The organism is Rhodococcus sp. C3V (genome assembly GCF_029269915.1).
GTDB lineage: Bacteria > Actinomycetota > Actinomycetes > Mycobacteriales > Mycobacteriaceae > Rhodococcus_F > Rhodococcus_F qingshengii.
This window is the reverse complement of sequence record NZ_JARJBE010000001.1, coordinates 982,576-1,004,240: the sequence shown is the minus strand read 5'-3', so window position 1 is coordinate 1,004,240 and position 21,665 is coordinate 982,576. Positions and strand designations below refer to the sequence as shown.

The window sequence follows — 21,665 nt, the reverse complement described above, 5'->3', positions numbered from 1 at the left end:
GTCGTGGTCGGCTCAGTCGTCGTGGGCTCAGTCGTGGTCGGCTCAGTCGTGGTCGGCTCAGTCGTCGTGGTCGGCTCAGTCGTGGTCGGCTCAGTCGTGGTCGGCTCAGTCGTGGTCGTCGGCTCAGTCGTGGTCGTCGGCTCAGTCGTGGTCGTCGGCTCAGTCGTCGTGGGCTCAGTCGTCGTCGTCGGCTCAGTCGTGGTCGGTGTCGGTGTCGGAATTACGGTCGTGCCGCAGTTGTGACGGTGACAATGCCAGCCATAGTTGCCGTTGCCGTTGTTGCCGCCGTTGCCGTTGTTGCCGTTGTGACCGCCACCGTTGCCGTTGTTATTGCCACCGTTGTTGCCGTAATTGCCGTTTCCATTGCCGTTGTTGCCACCACCGCTGTTGCCGCCAGGTTGGGCGGCGACGATGGCGGGGAAGACCGATACGGCAAGGACGCCGATACCCATCAGGCACATCACAGCAACAAGCATCATCGCTAGCCGTCGTGGCTGGCTCATCGACATTCCTCCCCGACACATACGTCCGACCTGCGGAAAACTGCGGCAGACTCACCGTGCCTATCGCACCGGACACACCCTCGTTACATTTCCGGCAAACATGTATCAGCCCAAGGATCATCCCTCACTTGGAAGCTCAACGGTCCGGATCAGCGGTCGCAATCGTATGAAACGGCGCACACTCAGATCGAATCTTCGCAATTCGGGCAGGCCCTGAAAATGCAGGAAAGGGTCGTTCAACTTTCGTTGAAAGACCCTTTTCGCTGGTACTTCTTGGTGGAGCTGAGGGGAATCGAACCCCTGACCTCTTCGATGCGAACGAAGCGCGCTACCAACTGCGCCACAGCCCCGTGCCACCGCCTCAGCGGTGCTCGGCAACTCTAACAGGAACGAATACTCCCGTTGGAATCACCCGACACGAACTTTCGGCCCGACAAGATCGGCCCAGAAGATCACTGACCGGACGCGCGACGCATCTCGGTGTGCCTGATCTCTTCTTCGTAGTGATCCAGGTGATCGAACACCGGATCTTCGTCGTCGACCTCGAGGACAACCGCTCCTGGCCGACGCAGTCGCGCCGGAATCAGGCGAAGCTCTTCGTCGGTGTGCGATTCGACTCCGAGTCGCGATCGGTTGAGGCGTTCGGTACGACGGCGGCGAATCTCTTGCTCGATCCGAACCTGCCGACGCAAGTACGCCATGTACCCGCCGAGGCCGCAGACGGTCAGCGCAAACAACCACCACACCATCGGCGAGATGATCAATGCGAGAGCGCCCGAGAGAATCGCGACGAACGCAAGTCCCAGCAATGTCCGCTGACGGAATGCATACCGCGCCTCCCGGGCGATGGCATCCGCTTCGGGGTCGAATCCGCCTCGGCCGCGCCGAACCGGAACAAATTCTCCGACCGGTGCACGACCGCCGGCGTAGTCGTCTTCTGCGTGAGTGTCCATCTGGTCCTCCGCGTCGTAGCTGCTGCGCACTGGTTCTGGTTGCCAGTTCGGATCGCTTCGATGTCCTGCTGCCGGCCCGCGCTGAACAGGGTTGCTGTCGCCGCGGTGGAGTACTCGAGTCGCGAGTGCCGCGTCACTCGTCTGCCGGATCCTGGGGCGCTTGTTGACAAGCATCGGCACCAGGACGAACAGCCACACGGCCACCAGCCCGATCCACACGAATGAGCTAGGCATGCCGCGGCCTCCTCCCGATCACCTACCAGCACCTATGCCAGCCGTTGACGAGTCAAGGTTAACGGCCGACGCCCTCGCATCGTTGCCGACGCGCCGAACCCCACCATACTCATGTGTCACACGCGTACCGAACTGAACTTCCGGTTCAGTCCCAAAAGTCTCGAGTTCTGGTTGAATCAAAAACCACATTTTCCCGCCCGAAAGTAGGACTACTCAGCGGTAACTGCTGTTTAGCTCGCGTTTCTCACGCTTCTGGCGCCGTCTTCGTCACACCCACGAAGCGCGTCCGGACCGCACCAATCTGTCGACGACGGTGGTGGGTACTTCCTCGATGGTCATTCCGACCAGAAGATGATCACGCCATTGGCCGTCGACATCGAGGTAGCGCTTGAGAAGACCTTCCTCCCGGAACCCAACATTTCGTAGGACTGCGCGACTCGACGCGTTCTCCGGCCGAACAGTGGCCTCCACTCGATGCAGACCGACCTTCGAGAATGCGTGATCGAGTGTGAGTGCAACGGCAGCTGTGGCTACGCCCCCACCGGTCACGTGCGAGGCGACCCAATAGCCCACCCAGGCGGACCGCAGAGCGCCGCGCACCACATTTCCGATGGTGACCTGCCCGCAGTACTTCCCGTCGAGTTCGATCACCAGGGGAAGGATCCTGCCCTTGCGCGCTTCGGAGCGAAGGTTTCCGCACAGGGACGGCCAGACGGTGATGTGGTGGCGAGCATCCCAGGGCGATTCTCCGGTGGGCTCCCACGGCTCGAGGTGCTCGCGATCGCGAATGCGGAGACGACTCCACACAGCAGCGTCACGGAGCTTCACGGGGCGGACGGTCACCACTCCCGCGGGCACTCGCAGCGGGCCGAGATCTTCCGGCCATCCTGGATGGACTGACATCACACCCCACTCGGGTCGGCGTTACCCACGTTGGGCGAGAAAAGCTACGTCGACTTCTTCACCGATGTGCACTTCGGTGACGTCTCGATCGACCAGAACCAAGCAATTGGCTTCCGCCAAGGTCGCGAGGAGATGTGAGGACGCACCGGGCGCACCCCCGAGGGCCTGCACCAGGTACTCCCCTGTCGCTTCGTCACGCATCAGCTGACCACGCAGAAAACCCTTGCGATCGGCAATCGACGTGATCGTTCCCACTGTCCGCGCCTTCACTACTCGCCGCATCGGCTGGCGGCGTCCGAGCGCGATTCTGATCAGCGGGCGAACCATGACTTCGAATACCACCAGTGCGCTGACCGGGTTGGACGGTAGGAGAAAGGTCGGAACCTCGTCCCTTCCCAGCTTTCCGAAGCCTTGCACCGATCCCGGATGCATGGCAACGCGCTCCACCTCGAGTGTCCCCAGGTCGGCAAGCGCCTCACGAACCTCGTCGGACGCTCCGCCGCCCACGGCACCGGCGATGACAACGATTTCCGAGCGAATCAGCTGTCCCTCGACTACTTCGCGAAGACGACGAGAGTCGTTGCCTGCGATTCCCACACGGTTGACGTCGGCGCCGGCATCGCGCGCTGCGGCGGCGAGGGCATACGAATTGACGTCGTAAACCTGGCCTGGCCCCGGCGTGCGATCCACGTCGACGAGTTCTCCACCGACGCTGATAACGGAGAGGCGCGGACGGGGATGGACGAGTACTTTGTCGCGGCCGACCGCAGCGAGCAACCCGACCTGTGCGGCTCCGATGATGGTGCCTGCCCGAACGGCCACGTCGCCCGGCTGGACGTCGTCGCCTGCACGGCGAACGTAATCGCCCGAACGCACCGGCTCGAAGATCCGAACGCGAGCGCGACCACCGTCGGTGTTTTCGAGCGGGAGCACGGCGTCGGCCAGCGTGGGCAGCGGCGCGCCCGTGTCGACTCGAACGGCCTGACGCGGTTGCAAGCGGATCGGTTGGCGTGAGCCCGCCGTCACCTCGCCGACCACCGGCAAGCTGAGGTCCGTAGGCTCGCCGTCCTCGCCGCGGAGGTCGGCTCCAGCTCCGGCGACATCGACACTGCGAACCGCGTAACCGTCGATGGCAGCTTGATCGAATCCCGGCAATGGGCGTTCGGTCACCACTTCCTCGGCACACAGCAGTCCCTGCGCCTCCGAGATGGCGACCCGAACCGGACGGGGTGCCACTGCAGCAGCGGTAACCCTGGTCTGCTGCTCCTCAACCGACCGCATCTGGTCCGCGTCCTCCTGTGTCTGGAAATTCGGTGATATCCGTCAGCTCATGATGCCTTGCCGCCGAAAAGGGACAAGCACATTGATACTGCGTTATCGGGCGATCAACCACCGTGGCGACACGCTCAGCGGTCGAGCCGATCCGCGAGCCACTTACGCAAGGACGGGCCGTAATCGTCACTGTCGAGTGCCAGGTCCACCGAAGCGCGGAGGTACCCGCCGGGGTTGCCCAGGTCATGACGCGTTCCGCGGTGCACCACCACGTGAACCGGATGGCCCTCGGAAATCAGGAGAGCGATGGCGTCGGTGAGTTGCAACTCACCGCCGGCTCCCGGCTCGATGCGACGAAGTGCGTCGAAGATCGCACGATCGAGCAGATAGCGACCTGCAGCGGCAAAGGTCGACGGCGCGTCTTCCACAGCCGGCTTCTCGACCATGCCGACGACCTTGAGGACGTCGGGATTGACCGCGTCGGGAACGATCTCGACGTCGAAGACGCCGTAAGCGCTGACTGCGTCTTTCGGGACGTCGATTGCACAGAGAACGGACCCGCCGCGCTTGGCCCGAACTCGCGCCATGATCTCCAGGACGCCACGCGGTAGTACGAGATCATCGGGCAGAAGGACCGCGATGGCGTCTTCGTCGTCGTCGAGAACCGACTCGACGCAACCGACTGCATGCCCGAGGCCGAGAGGCTGCTCCTGAATCACGGAGTCGACTTCGAGCAAACCCGGCGCTTTGCGCACCTTCGCCAGGGCAGCGAGTTTTCCGCTTGCTTCCAGCTTGCTTTCGAGCACGAGATCCTCGACGAAGTGGGCAACCACGCCGTCTTTGCCCGGGGACGTCACGATGACGAGCCGCTCGGCTCCCGAGTCCGCAGCTTCACCTGCCACCAGTTCGATACCCGGTGTGTCCACGACCGGCAGCAATTCTTTCGGAACCGTCTTGGTGGCAGGCAGGAAACGCGTACCAAGTCCGGCTGCGGGAACCACGGCCGTACGGAAGGCCCTCGTGCTGCTAGCGACAACGTCTGTCATGCCAACACCTTAGCCGCCGCTTGTTACCGCTCGGTCAGCACGACGAATATCGTTGCGGGGTGACACCTCAGACAAAAGCACAATGGCGACAAATCACACTCGCAGCACGTGATGCAGTCTCCGAGCACACTCGAAACACGGAAACTGCGGCGTTGATCACGCACATACGTTCAGTGATTGTCGACGGCTCGGTCGTCTGTGCGTACGTCCCCACCCGCACCGAACCAGGATCCACCGATTTGCTCGACGCCGTTGCCGAGATCGCTCAGCGTGTACTACTTCCGATCACCGGGGAGCCGGGACCGTTGTCCTGGGTCGAGTACAACGGCGCGAACGGTTTGCGCCCCGCGAAGTACGGCATTCGGGAGCCTGTCGGACCCGTCTTGCCACCGGAAGCCCTGTCCGACGTGGAATGCATGCTGATCCCTGCTCTCGCGGTGGATCTTCGCGGAACACGCCTCGGCCGTGGCGCAGGCTTCTACGACCGGACGCTCGGGTCGGTCGGACCACAGACTCGGCTCGTGGCAATTGTCAGAGACTCCGAACTCGTCGAGGCCTTGCCTGCCGACGACCACGACATTCCCATGGGCTGGGCATTGACGCCAAGCGGCGGTCTCACGCCGCTCCAAGGCGATTGATCTGCGGGAATAGATCCCTGATTAGCGCTGTTGGCACTGTCACTTGTAGAGTGCTAAAGGCTGCGGTGTAAATACGCGGCTGCTCGAACATCACAGTGCGGAGGAAGCCCGGTGCCCACCTACTCATACGCATGTACGGAATGTGACAACCGTTTCGACATCGTCCAGTCCTTCAGCGAAGATTCGCTGACGGTCTGCCCAGCTTGCTCAGGCAAGCTCCGCAAGCTGTTCAACTCTGTTGGCATCGTGTTCAAGGGCAGCGGCTTCTACCGCACCGACAGCCGCGGCGGCTCCGGGACTGCGAGCGAGCCCGCCAAGAGTGATTCGGCACCCGCTGCGAAGTCCGAGTCCAAGTCGGACTCCTCTTCGACATCGAGTTCGTCGACCAGCACGCCTGCGCCCGCAAAGGCTGCCGCGAGCTGATTTCCACAACCTCCGGGTTGTCCACAGTTTCACATGGTTAGGGCCGGAAGCACCGCTTCCGGCCCTAACGTGCATGAATGCCGTCAGCACGTTCTCGCTCGCCGAGGCGCTCCGATCCACTGCGCGCCCAACTCGATCTCAGCCCGAGCACCTTCGATCGCGTCGTCGAACTGACACGCGGCACACGATTCCGCACGGCGACAGTCCGTAAGATCGCAGCCGTTGTCCTGGCCACACTCGGCGTTGTTCTCTTCTTTCGAGGCGATCCCGCGACCGACACCGTCGCCGTAGTTGTCTCGAGCCGCGATCTCACTCCGGGGCAGGTGATTGCGGATTCGGATGTCGAGATGCGAGAGATCGACTCGAAACAACTTCCCGAAGGAGTTGTCTCCGATACCGACCTGGTAGTCGGGAGAACCGTTGCCGGCCCGATTCGCTCCGGAGAAACCGTCACCGACGTGCGCGTTCTCAGCCCACGGCTGGCCGGGTTGTCGGTAGGAACCGACGACGCCCGCATCGTCCCCGTCCGATTGGCCGATGCGGCCGTCGCGGACATGTTGCGCAGCGGGGACGTCGTCGACGTCCTGACCGTCGGCCCTGACACATCCCGCCCAGACACACCCCACCCCGACACACCCAACGAATCAGTTGCAGACAAGGCCCCACAAATTCTTGCGGCAGGAGCGGTAGTCGCGTTGGTCACCACGTCGGAAAGTACACGTAACCAGCAGGAACAGGTGATTTTGCTGGCCCTGCCGACACCAGCAGCCAACGTCGTAGCCGCGGCATCTCTGTCCAATGCGATCACCGTGACATTCCGCTGACCGCACAAAGCGTCCGAAGCTCCTCTAGGATTTTTCCAGTCGGTTCGGTATCAACGGACCATCTGGCACTTGCCATCGGAGACTCGAGGGGACACCGACATGCTCAAGGGATTCAAGGACTTCCTGCTTCGCGGAAACGTGCTCGACCTGGCCGTCGCAGTGGTCATCGGCGCGGCCTTCACCGCCATCGTGACTGCCTTCACCAGCAATATCATCAACCCACTTGTCGCTTCGATTGGCGGAGCCAACGAATACGGGTGGGGCATTCAGCTGACGGGTGACTCCGCTGAGACGTTCCTGAACTTCGGTGCGGTCGTCACCGCGATCATCAACTTCATCATCATCGCAGCGGTCGTCTACTTCGTGCTGATCGTCCCTGCGAATGCGGCGAAGAAGAAGTTCGTCTCCGAGCCCGAGGACAAGGAAGCCAGCGAAACCGATCTGCTCATCCAGATCCGCGACATCCTCTCGGCCAATGCCGGTGGCGCCGACACAGGAGCGCACGCCAAGACTCTCGAATAGGCAGTGCCCACAGATCAAATCAGGCCCTCGGACATTTGTCCGGGGGCCTGATTTACTTCTCAACCCCCGTGGTGCGGGGGCCGCTGACTGCGCAGCCAGTCGTCGTCCGAGGACCGCGAGGATCCTTCGGGACCCCGCTCGTCCGACGTCGTCTCGGGAAAGACGTCCCCGAAGATGCGCGCCAGGCGCTTCTTGTCGACTGACGGCTTCTTCGGGGTATCTGGTTGCTCCGACAAGCTGTCTCAGCCCTCGAGGCTGGAAAGCTCGGCGATCACGTGACTCGCCAAAGCCGTCAGGGTTGCCATGCCGTCGCGAATTGCCGGCCTGGTCGACGCCAGATTGGCTACCACGGTGCTTCCCGAAACCCCGACGAGGCCGCGGGACAAGCCTGCTTCGAGCGATCCGGCCGAAAGACCGGAAGCACGAAGTGCTTCGGCAATTCCCGGGATCTCGCGATCGAGAACCTCAGCGGTCACGTCAGGAGTGACGTCACGCGGGGATACCCCGGTACCGCCGACCGAGATGACGAGGTCGACGCCACCGATGACTGCGGTGTTGAGAGCGTTGCGGATCTCCACTTCGTCGGCGGCGACGGCGACCGTCGCATCGACGAGAAAACCCGCTTCGTTCAGCAGTTCCGTGACCAGTGGACCGATGGAGTCGGTGTTGTCGCCGTGGGCTGTGCGATCGTCGACGATGACGACCAGAGCGCGGCCGGCCGATGTGGCTTCGAGTTCCATGACTCCTACCGTAGTGTCCGATCCCGACGCCGTTGCGATCTGGCCGAAGATCGGGTCGATCGTCTGCTGATCGCCGAACATCATCGACCGCCCTGCGCTGCCGCGGTTCCCAACGTGACGTCGACGGTCTTGGTCTGCCCGCCGTCGCTGTACGTGATCGAGACCTTGTCGCCGGGAGCATGTGAACGCACTGCCGCGATCAGCGAATCACCATCTGCGACAACACGATCGTCGACCTTGGTGATGACTGCACCCTTCGGGATACCGGCCTTGGCGGCCGGCCCGTCAGCAGTGACATCCATGACGGTTGCGCCGTCGGCGTTGTCCTGCGACGGCACGGTCACGCCGATCATGGCCTGAGTCGCCTTGCCGGTCTTGATCAGTTCGTCGGCGACGCGGCGTGCCTGATCGATCGGGATGGCGAAACCGAGGCCGATCGAACCGCCTTGGGTACCCGACGACGCTCCGAGCGAGGCGATCGCCGTGTTGATGCCGATCAGCTGGCCGTCCATGTTGACGAGGGCGCCACCGGAGTTGCCGGGGTTGATCGCTGCGTCGGTCTGCAGAGCGTCGATGACGGTGTTCTGGTTGCCGGACTCGCCGCTCGTGGACACCGGGCGATCGAGTGCGGAGATGATGCCTTCGGTGACCGTGCCGGCCAGGCCGAGTGGGGACCCGACGGCAACCACCTGCTGTCCGACCTGGACGTCGCCGGAGTTGCCGAGATCGATGGGGGTGAGGTCGTTTCGACCGTCGACCTTGATGACGGCGATGTCGGAGACGGGGTCGGCACCGACAAGGGTGGCCGAGGCCTTGGTTCCGTCGGAGAACGCAACGCGAAGTTGCGCTCCCTGTGCGCCGGCAACGTGGTTGTTGGTCAGGATCAGACCGTCGGAGGACAGGATGACACCGGAGCCCTCACCGCCCTGTCCCTGCGCGGTGGCCACCTCGATCTGCACGACGCTCGGCACGACCTTCGAGGCAACGGCCTGAACCGAGCCGGCGGGAGCGTTGGACGTGTTGGTCGCAGTGGGCTTCGGAGCGTTCAGAGAGTTGGTGACCGTCGCGGTTCCACCGTTGCGGTCCGCGACGACGGCGCCGACCACGCCACCGACACCGCCACTGACCAGGACCAGGGCGAGAGCGCCGGCAACCAGCGCCATGCGTCCCGACTTCGGCTTGGTGGTGGTCGAACCGGAGTTCGGCCCCTGCAGCGGTGCGGGGATCTGATTGTGGCCGCCGCCCGGGCCGTTCGGACCGCCGGGGCCACCAGGGTTGGGTGCGCCGTACGGGGCGCTCTGCTGGTACGCGGCCTCATGGGCACCGTGCGGGTGGCCGAAAGCCTGCGTGGGCTGCTGCTGTGCCTGCCCGAAGGCTTCGGCGGGTCGGGCGAACGACTCGGTCGGCTGGTACGGCTGCTGAGGCGCCTGCCCCTGAGGCTGCTGCGGCGGCACGGGAGGCTGTGCCTGAGGTGCTGTCGGCTGTGCTTGAGGTGCTGTCGGCTGCGCCTGGGTGGTGGGCTCGCTGTTGGGCTGCTCGGGCCGGGTCGGCCCGACGTTACGGTCCTCGGTCATCGGCTCGCTTTCGTCTACGGTGACCACCGGACGGGCAGTCACAACTGTTCTGCCGACAATGCTGCCTTGCGCTGCTGAGAAGGCGCTGAGACGTGCCTGTCACTTTACCCAGAGTTCGACGTGAAAAACCGGTGTTGTCGGTTCGGCCCGAAAGACTTTCGGGCCGAACGCATTAAGCCGTGACGTCAGTCACCGAAGCGAGGGACCAACGGGTCTACAGAACACGCTACTCGGCACTCGGCCCCGGTTCACCGGGAAGCACGATACGAACAAGCGCTCCCCCACGATCGGATTCGTCGATCGCGATGGTGCCGCCGTGCTTGACGACGACCTGACGCACAATCGCAAGTCCCAGACCCGATCCCGGCATCGAACGTGCCGCAGTCGACCGGTAGAAACGATCGAACACCAACTCCCGATCCTCCTCCGGAATGCCAGGTCCCGCATCACTTACGGTCAATTCCAACAATCCTTGACCCACCGGACGCATTTCGACGCGTACCTGTTCGCCCTTCGGACTCCACTTCGCAGCGTTGTCGAGGACGTTCAGCACGGCACGCGACAGGCCCGCTTGATCTCCGTAGACGTACCACGGAGTGGTGACCGCCTCGAACTCGATTTCGTTGCGCCTGCGCCGCGCTCGTTCGAGCGCACGCTCGACGACGTCGCTGACGTCGACGCGCTCGTACACGGTTTCGGGTGCGTCTTCACGGGCCAGGTCGACGAGGTCGCCGACCAGAGTCGAGAGTTCCTCGATCTGCGCGACGACGTCGGCACGAAGTTCTGCCATGTCCTCGTCGGGAATCTGCGGCGCACCGGGGCGACTGGACGCGATCAGCAATTCCATGTTGGTGCGCAACGAAGTCAACGGCGTCCGCAACTCGTGTCCGGCGTCCGCAACGAGGCGCGACTGACGCTCACGGGACTCGGCGAGCGCCCGCAGCATCGTGTTGAAACTCTCTGTCAGGCGCGCCAATTCGTCGCTGCCGGTAACGGGGATCTGCGTCAGATCGTCGGTCCGAGCGACTCGTTCGGTGGCAGCCGTCAGCCTGGCAATGGGTCGTAAACCGGTGCGGCCCACGGTAGTACCCGCCACTGCCGCAAGTATGACGCCACACCCGCCGACCACGAAGAGCACCCAGGCCAGACGGTCCAGTACCGCAACGGTCGGCGCGAGCCGCTGACCGATCACCAAAGTGCTGCCGTCATGGGTTCGTTGAGCCAGCACTCGCTGACCGTCGACGGTTCGCAGCGAGGAATCCGATTCGCCACGCGCTACGGCGTCTTCGGCTTCACCGATCGGCACGTCGGAACCGGGCGGCTGGTACGTGCTCAGGTCCGAGAAGATCAGGGCCACACTGATGTCGGTGGTGTACAGCGTCGCACCGGAGATGTAGCGAGGATCGAATCGCACGACATTGCTGTCGATGAGCACCGCTGCCCTGGTACGCAACTGGTGATCGACGTCCGCGTAGAGCGCACGCGAAACCACCGCGTAGGCAGCGATCGCCATGACTGCGACGGCAATGGCCACCACCGACGCGGCGAGCAGCGTCACACGCCAACGCAATGACACCGAACGGGTCAGTGGCATCGGCGGGCGCATTTCGACGGACGCTTGGGTGGTGGAGGATTTCTTCGGTTCGGCGTTCTTGCCGAACGGAGCGGTGATCACGGAGGCGTCTCCCGCAGGACGTAGCCGACTCCGCGGACGGTGTGGATCAACCTCGGTTCGCCGTCGGCTTCCGTCTTGCGACGCAGGTAGCCGACATACACCTCGAGGGCATTGCCGGACGTCGGGAAGTCGTATCCCCACACTTCTTCGAGAATGCGTCCACGGGTCAGCACGCGGCGTGGGTTGGCCATGAGCATTTCGAGGAGGGAGAACTCGGTGCGCGTCAGGCTGATCGATCGTTCGCCGCGCTTGACCTCACGGGTGACCGGGTCGAGGGTGAGGTCCTCGAACGCCATCATTTCGGAATCGGCGTCCAGATCGGGCGCGGTGCGGCGAAGTAGTGCACGCAACCTGGCAAGCAACTCTTCCAAAGCGAAGGGCTTGGGCAGGTAGTCGTCCGCTCCGGCATCGAGACCGGCCACTCGCTCGCTGACCGAATCGCGGGCGGTGAGCACGAGGATGGGCAGGTCGTCGCCGGCACTGCGAAGACGACGGCACACTTCGAGTCCGTCGAGTCGCGGCATCATGACGTCGAGCACGACGGCGTCGGGCCGGTTGGCGAGGATCTTCTCGAGTGCGTCGAGTCCGTCGACCGCGAGCTCGACCGTGTAGCCGTTGAAGCTGAGCGACCGCCGAAGCGACTCGCGAACCGCCCGGTCGTCGTCGACCACCAAAATACGCATACCGACAGTTTGGACTGAAGTGCTGAGATGCGGCTGAGAGGGTCCGATTCCGGCCTCCGGCGTGTCGCGGTCAGTCCCGGGTTCGCCTCGGCCCGGGCAGGCTCCAATGACGCCATAACGCAAGCAGTCTGAACACCGCGGCGAACGCTGTGCCGCACACCAGCGCGGCGTTGGTGGACAGTCCGGCTTGCGAGACTGTGACCACCAACGCAGCGCCGAGCAGTGCGGGAACCGCGTACAGGTCCTTGTGCAGGAGCAGTGGCACCTCGTTGACGAGAACGTCGCGGATCACGCCGCCGCCGATCGCCGCGGTCGCACCGATCAACGTCGCCGCCAGCGAACTGGCGTTGTTGTCCAGCGCGATGACGGCGCCGGTGCTCGCGAACAAGCCCATCCCCAGTGCGTCGAGCGCCAGGATTTCACGACGCAGTCGATTGAGCGGCTCGTGGAGGTAGAACACGGCGAGTGAGGTGGCGGCGGCCGTTCCGAAGTACGGCCAACTGCTCAGAGAGCTGGGCGGATGGACGCCGAGGAGAACGTCGCGGACGATACCGCCGCCGATGCCGGTGAACACACCCACCGAGCACACCCCGAAGATGTCGAGTCGCTTGGTGACGCCCACCAGGGCACCCGAGGCCGCGAACGCCACGATGCCCACCAGTTCGAGGATCCTCAGCAGCACCGGCCAAGGATCGCACGGTCAGATGCGGCTCGGGTCGATCACCCCGAGTCGAACTGCTTTGACCAGTCGCCGAGGGACTCGGTGGGTCTGGCCGAAGGCCGTGACCTCGACCAGATCGGGCGCCGTCGCCTTCCACTGGGCACGACGGCTGCGAGTGTTGGAACGGGACATCTTCCGCTTGGGAACGGCCATCAGAGTGCCTTGCGCTTTCCGTAGCGCCGCTCGAACTTCTCGACGCGTCCGGCGGTGTCCATCACACGTTGCGCTCCGGTCCAGAACGGGTGAGAGTCGCTCGTGACGTCGACGACCAGCAGCGGGTACGTGCCACCATCTTCCCATTCGACGGTGCGCTCACTCGTCACGGTCGATCGGGTCAGGAAGCTCTTGCCGGTGCTGGCGTCCTGGAAGACCACCGGGTGGTAGTCGGGGTGCATCTGCTTCTTCATTCGTTTCCCTCTCGCGTTGATTCGGTTTCGGCATAAGGTGATTCGGATTCGTCACACGGGTCTTCGTGAAACTCGCCGAACGGGTCTTCCCACGTTGCCCACGACGCTTCGTCCGCCAATTCGTCGTCGGTGACCAAGGCGTGCTGCAGTGTTCGGTCGATCTCGAGCGGGTTCGCACCGCACGTCAGAACGACCATCGAGGTGTCGCGATCACCGAAACGCTCGTCCCATTTCAGGGCCGCGAGTGCACGGCGTTCAGCTGGAACGTGGTCTCGTTCCTCCGGCGTCATCGCGGCAAGCCAGGTGTCCGCGCTGGCAACTCGCAGGCCACCGCCCGCCGATTCGAGCCAGAGCGCTTCACCCGGTTGCGTTGCCACCCAGACTCGTCCGCGGGAGTACACGACGCCTTCGAGCAGGACGTCGATCGCCTCGTGCAGACGACCGGGGTGGAACGGCCGGTTCGCGGTGAACTCGACGAGCATCACTCCGCCGTCGTCGTCGAGCGGCGGCTGGCGACGCAACAGCGGTGAGTGAGCGTCGGCCAGTTCACCGCGTCGCGCATCCGCAGGCACCTCGAGGAGCAGTGCCTCGATGTCGTCTCCCTCGTCGAAGACGGGTACCCGTGGAGCGATGCGCGCGAGAACCGCATTCAAGCGGGACCGCTGCCAGCCGTCGAGCGCATCGGACCCGCGTAGGACGAGCGCGTCGGCGAAGTCGACCTGCCCGACGACGACCTGAGCCAGGGTGCGGTCGTCGTCGAGAGCTTCGTCGCCGGTGGCGTCTGCCAGCCAGGTCGCCGCGTCGATGCACGTCACGACGGCGTCGACGCGGACGTCCCGCTGCGCCGGTCCGTCCAGTTGGCCGACGACGCCGGTTACGACGACGTGCTCGATCGCCCAGCACAGCGCCTCGGGCTCGAGTTGCCGGTCCAACAGCAACACGATCCGCTGCACCGAACTGTGCGAGTGAAGCCGGCGCAGGAGCGGCAGCAAGTCTTCGCGCAGGGTGCAGGAGACGCAGCCGTGCGCGAGCTCGAGGATCGTCTCGCGCTCGGACACAGTGCCGGCAGACCCGGCACTCCCGGTCATCGAGGTGACCGTCCGCCGGACCACCCCTTCACGGACGTGGCTCAGGTCGTGGTGGACCAGAACAGTTCCGGTCCGCAGCAACGCTCGTGCGGTGTGTGGGGTGGATTCGCTCATGCCGGCGACCAGGACCAGCGGAGTCCTGCCGTCCAAGATCGTGTTCACAGCGGGCCTTTCTGGGAATGATTGTCATTACCGAGGTTGAACGGTACATTGATCTCACCGCATTGTCGAAAATGATTGTCATCTGCAAGTTGAAAGGAACACCCATGTCGGCTCACTGCCAAGTGACCGGACGTGTGCCGGGGTTCGGAAAATCCGTCTCGCACTCTCACAAGCGTTCGAACCGTCGCTGGAACCCGAACATCCAGCGCAAGACCTACCTCCTGCCCAGCGAGGGGCGTCGCATCACACTCACGCTCTCGACCAAGGGCATCAAGACGATCGACCGCGACGGCATCGAATCCGTCGTCGCCCGGATCCGCGCGCGCGGCGAGAAGGTCTGAGCAGATGGCACGCAACGAGATCCGCCCGATCGTGAAACTCAAGTCCACCGCGGGCACCGGGTACACGTACGTGACCCGCAAGAACCGTCGTAACGACCCCGATCGACTCGTACTGAAGAAGTACGACCCGGTGCTGCGAAAGCACGTCGATTTCCGAGAAGAGAAGTAGGCATGGCCAAGAAGTCGAAGATCGCGAAGAACAACCATCGACGGGTCGTCGTCGAGCGGTACGCGGAGCAGCGGTCCGCTCTCAAGGAGACGATCCGCTCCCCGAAAAGCTCGGCAGAGGAGCGCGCGAAGGCCCAAGCGACCCTGCAACGTCTACCACGCGACGCCAGTCCGGTACGATTGCGCAATCGAGACGCTGCGGATGGACGTCCGCGCGGCCACCTGCGGAAGTTCGGGCTCTCCCGGATTCGCGTGCGAGAAATGGCGCACCGTGGGGAACTGCCTGGCGTACACAAGTCGAGCTGGTAAGGAAGTCGGATGGCAGTCAAGCGTTCACCGTCGAAGAAGCCACGCCCCGTAGAGGGTCGTAAGCCCAAGAAGAACCCGTTGTTCGCAGCGAAGATCACGCATGTCGATTACAAGGACATCAACTTGCTTCGCACGTTCATCTCGGACCGCGGCAAGATCCGCAGCCGCCGCGTCACGGGCCTGACCCCGCAGCAGCAGCGTCAGGTCGCCGTTGCAGTGAAGAACGCACGCGAAATGGCGTTGCTCCCCTTCACCGCCGCACGGTAGTCACACGTAGAAGTACCGAAGAGGTCGCGCAGTCACTCGACTGCGCGGCCTTTTTGTTGCCCTGACTAAGATTTTCCCGAAGTCGTTCATTCCAGTCGAGAGGTGCCCGCAGCGTGTCGGGAGTTGTTGCGGGTTTCACCGTAATTTTTGTTGTCATCGCGGTTGGGTATCTCCTCGGCCGTCTCGGCACCCTCGGTAGCCAAGGACAGTTCGTTCTCGGTCGACTCGTCTTCTTCGTCGCGACGCCTGCCCTGCTGTTCACCACCCTCGCGTCGTCCGATCTTTCGGTGATCTTCTCGCCGACGCTCGCCGTTGCGTCGGCTACTGCCTTTGCCGTCGGCGCTCTGTACGTCGTCGTCGCAAAGATCTGGCTCAACCGGCCGCTACCCGAACTGACCATCGGCGCGCTGTCGGCTTCGTACGTGAATTCAGCCAACCTCGGAATCCCGATCGCGGTGTTCGTGCTCGGCGATGCCACGTTCGTCGCGCCGCTCCTGCTCTTCCAGATCGTCGTGTACTCCCCGATCGCCTTGACGATCCTCGATCTGACGGCCCTTCGCGGCGCGGATGCCGAGAAGCTCTCGTTGATCGACACCGTCACCGCCCCGTTCAAGAATCCGATCGTGCTCGCGGGCGCTGCGGGGTTGATTGTCGCGTTGATCGGTTGGGTACCGCCCCGGCCGCTGATGCAGCCTTTCGAATTGATCGGCGCGACGTCCGTACCCGGTGCGCTGTTGGCATTCGGGCTCTCGCTCTACGGCGTGCGGGTGCTGGAGAAAGGCTCGAGTCCACGCCGCGACGTCGCGCTGGCGTCGACGCTCAAGATCGTGGTCCAACCTGTGCTGGCCTATCTGATGGCGCATTTCCTCCTCGACATCGACGGTCATCAGTTGTTCGCCATCGTGGTCGTCTCGACGTTGCCGACGGCGCAGAACGTCTTCATCTACGCAAGCCGCTATCGGCGCGGAATGGTCCTCGCCCGAGACAGTGCCTTTGTCACCACTTTGGCGTCAATTCCGGCAATTGCGCTGGTCACAGCGCTACTCGCTTGAGCAGGGTTACGGTGGATTCATGCGTGTACTAACCCTCGCCGTTCTGGCCTGCCTTGCTGTGGCCGGATGCTCCGTCGGGGCCCAGACCACGGGGCCGGTTGCCGCACCGAATCCGATGGCGGCCAACGAAGCAAGTCCCGCCGACTGGTCGCTCGGAACCCCCGTTCCCGACGAGGTCGACGACAGCGAGATGGGCACGGAGTTCGACAGCCGCACCGACATCGTGGGTGCGACGGCCACGATGTTCGAATCGTGGTCCGAGGTCGACGATCACACGGTGGCCGTCCACTTCGTGACCGGCACTCCGGAGTGCTACGGCGCGTACGCAACCGTCGAAGAGACCGATACGACGGTGATCGTCACGCTCCGAACCGGGGCACTGCCCGAGGCCGCGGACAAGATGTGCATTCTGGTTGCCGTGTTCGGCAGCTTGGATGTCCCGCTGAGCCGACCGCTCGGCGATCGTCACGTCATCAACGGCTAGCTGCGCGCCTAAACGGCACAAGTTCGACGATCGAACACGCCGTTTCGTCAGGTGTGGTGTGCGTCTCCTCGGGACAGACTGAAAACCGACACCCGTTCACTCGCTCGTCGGCAGCTTTCGACTCGAGCGGTGCTCAACATGAAGGAGCTCGCAAGTGCCTACTCTCCAGAGAGACGTTGCAATCGTCGGTGCCGGCCCCTCTGGCCTGGCAGCTGCAACCGCGCTGCGCAAGGCCGGTTTGACCGTCGCTGTGATCGAAGCGCGCGACCGCGTCGGCGGCCGCACGTGGACCGACACCATCGACGGAGCAGTTCTGGAAATCGGCGGCCAGTGGGTCTCCCCCGACCAGACCGCGCTGATCTCCTTGCTCGACGAACTCGGCCTGAAAACTTTCGAGCGCTACCGCGAGGGCGAGTCCGTCTACATCTCGTCGGCAGGTGAGCGGACGCAGTACACGGGTGATTCCTTCCCCACGAACGACACCACGAAGAAGGAGATGGACCGTCTCATCGACGAGATGGACGATCTCGCAGCACAGATCGGCGCCGAGGAACCGTGGGCACATCCCCTCGCCCGCGATCTCGACACAGTCTCCTTCAAGCAGTGGCTGATCAATCAGTCCGACGACGCCGAGGCACGTGACAACATCGGCCTCTTCATCGCCGGTGGCATGCTCACCAAGCCCGCCCACTCGTTCTCTGCCCTGCAGGCCGTACTCATGGCCGCTTCCGCAGGTTCGTTCTCCCACCTTGTCGACGAGGACTTCATTCTCGACAAGCGAGTGATCGGCGGAATGCAGCAGGTATCGATCCGCATGGCGGAGGCCCTCGGTGACGACGTCTTCCTCAACGCACCCGTGCGAACGGTGAAGTGGAACGAATCCGGTGCAACGGTGTTGGCGGACGGCGATGTTCGCGTCGAGGCAAGCCGAGTGATCCTGGCCGTACCGCCCAACCTCTACTCCCGAATCTCGTACGATCCCCCGCTGCCGCGTCGTCAGCACCAGATGCACCAGCACCAGTCCCTCGGCCTCGTCATCAAGGTTCACGCGGTGTACGAGACGCCTTTCTGGCGCGAAGACGGCCTCTCCGGCACCGGCTTCGGCGCGTCCGAGGTAGTGCAGGAGGTGTACGACAACACCAACCACGAGGACGATCGCGGCACCCTGGTCGCGTTCGTCTCCGACGAGAAGGCCGACGCGATGTTCGAGCTTTCCGTCGAGGAGCGTAAGGCCACGATTCTGGCCTCACTTGCCCGCTATCTCGGCCCGAAGGCCGAAGAGCCGGTTGTGTACTACGAATCCGACTGGGGCTCGGAGGAATGGACCCGCGGTGCGTATGCAGCGAGCTTCGACCTCGGAGGCCTGCACCGCTACGGCGCGGATTCCCGCACGCCCGTCGGCCCGATTCACTTCTCGTGCTCCGACATTGCGGCCGAGGGGTACCAGCACGTCGACGGTGCCGTTCGGATGGGTCAGCGAACCGCAGCCGACATCATCGCTCGCAGCAAAGCCTGACGGCCGCTTTGCCAAGTCTCGATCATTGCCCGGCAGTCACGATTGCCGGGCAATGATCGAGAGCAGTAGTTCGGCCCGAACCCTGGCCACTTCCAGCCGACAGTCGATCAGGCTCTCCACCTTCGCCATTCGGCTCCGCAGTGTGTGCCGGTGAACGCCCATCGTGATGGCGGCCGCTTCCCAGTGTCCGTTGGCCTCGAGAAATGCCCGCAACGACGCCAGCAGTTCGGTGCCGTTGTCACGGTCGTAGTCCTCGATCGGTGTGATCATCGTTTCCGCCAACGTGTTGAGCACTTCACGCGTCGAATCGAAAGACAGCAGCACACTTCCGGTCAGCGCCGCGAATTCCAAAGGTTCGCCACCGATTTCGGCCGCCGACGCACACAGCTGGGACTGTTCGACGGCGACCGCCAGCGCAGCGACCACCCGTCGCGCGCTCAAGCCGACACGAAGCGCGCGAAGATCCGACCTCGATACCCCGCCGAGCAGCTCTCGGGCGAACTCGACGTCGTCGGTTCCACGCAGCAGCACCGTGACGCGAGTGTCGTTGATCCGCGAGAACAACTGCCGCCCTGCCTTGTTCATGAACTCGGCAATCTCGGCTCCGACGCGTCCCGCTACGTCGGACGTGTCGGCAAGAACTGTCAATCCTCGGATCATTCCCTCGCCGTCGGCGGCCTGCCTGATCTGTTGCCACGCCGGCGCCGGGTCGCGATCCTCGGTGAGCAGCAGCCCGAGGGCGTGCGAATTCAACTGATCCTGAGTAGCACGCAGGCGCGCGGGTTTCTCGAAGTCCAATGCCAACAACGAGTTCGCGTGACCGAGCAGTATCTGATCGACGTAGCTGAGCGCCGAAGCACTGATCACCGCCAGGTATCCGTACGGCGTTCGCCCGACGCTGATCTGCTGCACCGCGATCGACGCTCCAGACCTTGCGAGCGTCACGCTACTGGAGGCACCGCCCCCGAGAGTTGCTCGCAGTTCGTCGATCACGTCGTCCGTCGGCAGTTGAGGTGAGCTCTCGAGAACTCTTCCGGCGACGTCGAGAAGAAGCACCGTCGCCGAAGTCGCGATCGCCAGTTCACGCACGGTCGCAGCCGTTCCGCCGGAAATGACGGCACGCGTCATCCGCGGTTGCGCCCGCGACGCCCGGAGGACAGCTTCATATTCCTGCTCTGCCAACCGGCTCATTACGCGCTTGACGACGGCAGCAAAAGGCGTCGGCAGCGGCACCTCGATCAGCGGGAGTCCGATCTCGTCGGCGACGGCCACCAGATCGGCCGGGACCTCGGGGTACGAGAGCCCGGTTCCGAATCCCACCGCCGCCACACCTGCCGCGTCGAGCATTCGGAGATAGCGGCCGCGCTTTTGCTGAGTGGACGGCAATCGGATGCCGGTGGTGAGGATGAATTCGCCGCCGGTCAACCACCGGAAAGGGTCGAGCAACTCCGTGGCGTGCGCAAATGTGATTTCGCGACCGACGCCCTGGGCGCCGCCTTTGAGTTCCAGCGCGAGGTCCGGCTGCGCCAACATCCACCGCACAGCGATCGTCATGGGCTGGACTGTACAACTCGGCGCGTCGGCGATCAAAGATTTCACCTTTTTGGCAGCTGCCTTTACTTGTGAGTCAGCGCACACTTGCTCACACACGCCCCACAAAGTGCGAGTTCCGTGCTGATCACCTCGGCCGGAACTCGTTCGACCTCGAGAGGAACCGGTACCGATGTCGATCGTCGTACTCGAGAACTACATCAACGGTGAATTCGTCGCCTCAGCCGCGACGGAAACACTCGACCTGATCAACCCCGTGGACGAGAGTGTGGTCGGGCGTACGCCGGTCTCCACGAAGGAAGACGTCGACGCCGCCGTCGAAGCCGCACAGAGAGCATTCGAGACCTGGGGCAAGACGACGCCGAGCGTGCGGCAGGCTGCACTCCTCAAGCTCGCCGACGCCATCGAAGCGCACAGCGACGAAATCGTCGCAGCCGAAAGCGCCAACACCGGCCAGGCTCACCAGATGATCGCCGACGAAGAGGTCAAGGTCGGAGCCGATCAGATGCGGTTCTTCGCCGGAGCCGCACGACTTCTCGAAGGCAAGGCGGCCGGAGAGTACATGGAGGGTTTCACCTCCTACGTCCGTCGTGAGCCGATCGGCGTCGTCGGTCAGGTCACTCCATGGAACTACCCGTTCATGATGGCGCTGTGGAAGATCGGGCCCGCCCTCGCGGCCGGCAACACGATCGTCCTCAAGCCCAGCGACACCACACCGGGCAGCACGCTGGTCCTGGCGAAGCTCTCGAAGGGCATCCTGCCGGACGGCGTGTTCAACGTCGTGCTCGGCAACGGCGGAACCGGAGCGACGTTGGTGGAGAACCCGGCCCTCGGTCTCGTCTCGATCACCGGTTCGGTGCGGGCGGGCATCGCTGTCGCCGTGTCCGCAGCACAGCAACTCAAGCGCGCGCACCTCGAACTGGGCGGCAAAGCGCCGGCGATCGTCTTCGGCGACGTCGACATCGAGAAGACCGCCACCGGCATCGCCGAGGCAGCGTTCTTCAACGGCGGCCAGGATTGCACCGCGGCCACTCGCGTGATCGTTCACGAGTCCATCCACGATCAGCTCGTCGAAGCCCTCGTCCGGAACGCCGAGAAGCTGCGCCCCGGAGCGCCTTCCGATCCTGATGCCTTCTACGGCCCGCTCAACAACATCAATCACTTCAACGCCGTGAGCGACAAGATCGCGAACCTGCCGGCGTCGGCCAAGATCGTTACCGGCGGAAAGCGTTCGGGCGAAACCGGATTCTTCTTCGAGCCGACCGTCATCACCGGCGTCGCGCAATCGGACGACATCGTGCAGGAAGAGACTTTCGGTCCTATCCTCACAGTCCAGAGCTTCTCCGACGAGAAGGAGGCGATCACGCTTGCCAACGACGTTCGGTTCGGCCTGGCCTCGAGCATCTGGACCAAGGATCACGGTGTCACGCAACGCGTCTCCGCTGCTCTCGACTTCGGTGCGGTGTGGATCAACTGCCACATCCCGCTCGTCGCCGAAATGCCGCACGGCGGCTTCAAGTATTCCGGTTACGGCAAGGATCTCTCGGCCTACGGAGTCGAGGACTACACCCGTCTCAAGCACGTCATGAGTTCGCACGACTGAGTCGCC

28 protein-coding genes and 1 tRNA gene are annotated in these 21,665 nt (G+C 63.6%); 14 read left to right on the top strand and 15 right to left on the bottom strand.

Features of this window, described 5'->3' with window-relative positions:
• Positions 1-243: hypothetical protein (locus tag P3G66_RS04995; RefSeq protein WP_276116266.1), on the top strand; the 243-nt coding region annotated here is incomplete at its 5' end.
• Between the two features lie 2 nt (positions 244-245).
• Positions 246-485, top strand: coding sequence for a hypothetical protein (locus tag P3G66_RS04990; protein ID WP_276116265.1), 240 nt, complete (start codon positions 246-248; stop codon positions 483-485).
• A gap of 292 nt (positions 486-777) precedes the next feature.
• Here the strand turns inward: P3G66_RS04990 and P3G66_RS04985 are convergent.
• The 5 genes from P3G66_RS04985 to P3G66_RS04965 form a co-directional block, all read right to left on the bottom strand.
• Positions 778-853: transfer RNA gene (locus tag P3G66_RS04985), tRNA-Ala, on the bottom strand.
• A gap of 102 nt (positions 854-955) precedes the next feature.
• Complete coding sequence (gene glpR / locus P3G66_RS04980; protein WP_007727521.1) at positions 956-1,690, bottom strand: gephyrin-like molybdotransferase receptor GlpR; 735 nt, start codon at positions 1,688-1,690, stop codon at positions 956-958.
• A 267-nt stretch (positions 1,691-1,957) separates the two neighbouring features.
• A complete protein-coding gene (locus tag P3G66_RS04975; protein WP_007727523.1) occupies positions 1,958-2,593 on the bottom strand; it encodes a GNAT family protein in 636 nt (211 codons plus the stop codon).
• A gap of 21 nt (positions 2,594-2,614) precedes the next feature.
• The gene (gene glp / locus P3G66_RS04970) at positions 2,615-3,874 is read right to left on the bottom strand and encodes a gephyrin-like molybdotransferase Glp (RefSeq protein WP_003946353.1); all 1,260 of its coding nucleotides are present in this window, start codon (positions 3,872-3,874) and stop codon (positions 2,615-2,617) included.
• Positions 3,875-3,999: 125 nt separating this feature from the next.
• A complete protein-coding gene (locus tag P3G66_RS04965) occupies positions 4,000-4,911 on the bottom strand; it encodes a UTP--glucose-1-phosphate uridylyltransferase (protein ID WP_003946415.1) in 912 nt (303 codons plus the stop codon).
• A 59-nt stretch (positions 4,912-4,970) separates the two neighbouring features.
• Between P3G66_RS04965 and P3G66_RS04960 the strand changes: the two genes are divergently transcribed.
• From P3G66_RS04960 to mscL, 4 genes are all read left to right on the top strand, one after another.
• Positions 4,971-5,549 carry a 5-formyltetrahydrofolate cyclo-ligase gene (locus P3G66_RS04960; protein ID WP_276116264.1) on the top strand — a complete coding sequence of 193 codons (579 nt, stop codon included), beginning with the start codon at positions 4,971-4,973 and terminating at the stop codon, positions 5,547-5,549.
• A gap of 111 nt (positions 5,550-5,660) precedes the next feature.
• Positions 5,661-5,972 carry an FmdB family zinc ribbon protein gene (locus P3G66_RS04955; RefSeq protein WP_003946378.1) on the top strand — a complete coding sequence of 104 codons (312 nt, stop codon included), beginning with the start codon at positions 5,661-5,663 and terminating at the stop codon, positions 5,970-5,972.
• Positions 5,973-6,049: 77 nt separating this feature from the next.
• On the top strand, positions 6,050-6,796 hold the full coding sequence (locus P3G66_RS04950) for an SAF domain-containing protein (protein WP_047272494.1): 747 nt from the start codon (positions 6,050-6,052) through the stop codon (positions 6,794-6,796).
• A 99-nt stretch (positions 6,797-6,895) separates the two neighbouring features.
• The gene (gene mscL / locus P3G66_RS04945) at positions 6,896-7,318 is read left to right on the top strand and encodes a large conductance mechanosensitive channel protein MscL (RefSeq protein WP_030536328.1); all 423 of its coding nucleotides are present in this window, start codon (positions 6,896-6,898) and stop codon (positions 7,316-7,318) included.
• A gap of 59 nt (positions 7,319-7,377) precedes the next feature.
• Here the strand turns inward: mscL and P3G66_RS04940 are convergent, their stop codons facing one another.
• From P3G66_RS04940 to P3G66_RS04900, 9 genes are all read right to left on the bottom strand, one after another.
• A complete protein-coding gene (locus P3G66_RS04940) occupies positions 7,378-7,554 on the bottom strand; it encodes a hypothetical protein (protein WP_003946347.1) in 177 nt (58 codons plus the stop codon).
• A 6-nt stretch (positions 7,555-7,560) separates the two neighbouring features.
• A complete protein-coding gene (locus P3G66_RS04935) occupies positions 7,561-8,058 on the bottom strand; it encodes a MogA/MoaB family molybdenum cofactor biosynthesis protein (RefSeq protein WP_176720912.1) in 498 nt (165 codons plus the stop codon).
• A gap of 80 nt (positions 8,059-8,138) precedes the next feature.
• Positions 8,139-9,632, bottom strand: a complete 1,494-nt coding sequence (locus P3G66_RS04930; protein ID WP_228401224.1) for a trypsin-like peptidase domain-containing protein — start codon at positions 9,630-9,632, stop codon at positions 8,139-8,141.
• 226 nt (positions 9,633-9,858) lie between these two features.
• Complete coding sequence (locus P3G66_RS04925) at positions 9,859-11,238, bottom strand: HAMP domain-containing sensor histidine kinase (RefSeq protein WP_020908630.1); 1,380 nt, start codon at positions 11,236-11,238, stop codon at positions 9,859-9,861.
• A 65-nt stretch (positions 11,239-11,303) separates the two neighbouring features.
• The gene (locus tag P3G66_RS04920; protein ID WP_003946387.1) at positions 11,304-11,990 is read right to left on the bottom strand and encodes a response regulator transcription factor; all 687 of its coding nucleotides are present in this window, start codon (positions 11,988-11,990) and stop codon (positions 11,304-11,306) included.
• Between the two features lie 70 nt (positions 11,991-12,060).
• Positions 12,061-12,672 carry a trimeric intracellular cation channel family protein gene (locus tag P3G66_RS04915; RefSeq protein WP_003946409.1) on the bottom strand — a complete coding sequence of 204 codons (612 nt, stop codon included), beginning with the start codon at positions 12,670-12,672 and terminating at the stop codon, positions 12,061-12,063.
• An 18-nt stretch (positions 12,673-12,690) separates the two neighbouring features.
• Entirely contained in the window at positions 12,691-12,864 is a 174-nt protein-coding gene (rpmF, locus tag P3G66_RS04910) for a 50S ribosomal protein L32 (protein ID WP_007727540.1), read from the bottom strand.
• Positions 12,864-13,118 carry a type B 50S ribosomal protein L31 gene (locus P3G66_RS04905; RefSeq protein ID WP_003946367.1) on the bottom strand — a complete coding sequence of 85 codons (255 nt, stop codon included), beginning with the start codon at positions 13,116-13,118 and terminating at the stop codon, positions 12,864-12,866. The genes rpmF and P3G66_RS04905 overlap by 1 nt, the downstream gene beginning before the upstream one ends.
• On the bottom strand, positions 13,115-14,368 hold the full coding sequence (locus P3G66_RS04900; RefSeq protein ID WP_276116263.1) for a GTP-binding protein: 1,254 nt from the start codon (positions 14,366-14,368) through the stop codon (positions 13,115-13,117). The genes P3G66_RS04905 and P3G66_RS04900 overlap by 4 nt, the downstream gene beginning before the upstream one ends.
• Positions 14,369-14,472: 104 nt before the next feature.
• Between P3G66_RS04900 and rpmB the strand changes: the two genes are divergently transcribed.
• From rpmB to P3G66_RS04865, 7 genes are all read left to right on the top strand, one after another.
• On the top strand, positions 14,473-14,709 hold the full coding sequence (rpmB, locus tag P3G66_RS04895; RefSeq protein WP_003946346.1) for a 50S ribosomal protein L28: 237 nt from the start codon (positions 14,473-14,475) through the stop codon (positions 14,707-14,709).
• 4 nt (positions 14,710-14,713) lie between these two features.
• Complete coding sequence (gene rpmG, locus P3G66_RS04890) at positions 14,714-14,878, top strand: 50S ribosomal protein L33 (protein WP_003946358.1); 165 nt, start codon at positions 14,714-14,716, stop codon at positions 14,876-14,878.
• A gap of 2 nt (positions 14,879-14,880) precedes the next feature.
• Complete coding sequence (gene rpsN, locus P3G66_RS04885; RefSeq protein WP_042449016.1) at positions 14,881-15,186, top strand: 30S ribosomal protein S14; 306 nt, start codon at positions 14,881-14,883, stop codon at positions 15,184-15,186.
• Between the two features lie 9 nt (positions 15,187-15,195).
• On the top strand, positions 15,196-15,453 hold the full coding sequence (rpsR, locus tag P3G66_RS04880) for a 30S ribosomal protein S18 (protein WP_003946414.1): 258 nt from the start codon (positions 15,196-15,198) through the stop codon (positions 15,451-15,453).
• Positions 15,454-15,566: 113 nt separating this feature from the next.
• Positions 15,567-16,505: an AEC family transporter gene (locus tag P3G66_RS04875; protein WP_007727548.1), complete on the top strand. Its 939-nt coding sequence runs from the start codon at positions 15,567-15,569 to the stop codon at positions 16,503-16,505.
• Positions 16,506-16,524: 19 nt separating this feature from the next.
• The gene (locus P3G66_RS04870) at positions 16,525-16,989 is read left to right on the top strand and encodes a hypothetical protein (protein WP_007727550.1); all 465 of its coding nucleotides are present in this window, start codon (positions 16,525-16,527) and stop codon (positions 16,987-16,989) included.
• A gap of 154 nt (positions 16,990-17,143) precedes the next feature.
• Entirely contained in the window at positions 17,144-18,505 is a 1,362-nt protein-coding gene (locus P3G66_RS04865) for an NAD(P)/FAD-dependent oxidoreductase (protein ID WP_007727552.1), read from the top strand.
• Positions 18,506-18,541: 36 nt separating this feature from the next.
• Here P3G66_RS04865 and P3G66_RS04860 read toward each other — a convergent pair whose 3' ends face one another.
• A complete protein-coding gene (locus tag P3G66_RS04860) occupies positions 18,542-20,059 on the bottom strand; it encodes a PucR family transcriptional regulator (protein ID WP_003946355.1) in 1,518 nt (505 codons plus the stop codon).
• Between the two features lie 169 nt (positions 20,060-20,228).
• Here P3G66_RS04860 and P3G66_RS04855 point away from each other — a divergent pair, with 169 nt between their 5' ends.
• A complete protein-coding gene (locus P3G66_RS04855) occupies positions 20,229-21,659 on the top strand; it encodes a gamma-aminobutyraldehyde dehydrogenase (RefSeq protein ID WP_003946421.1) in 1,431 nt (476 codons plus the stop codon).
• Positions 21,660-21,665 lie beyond the last annotated feature (6 nt).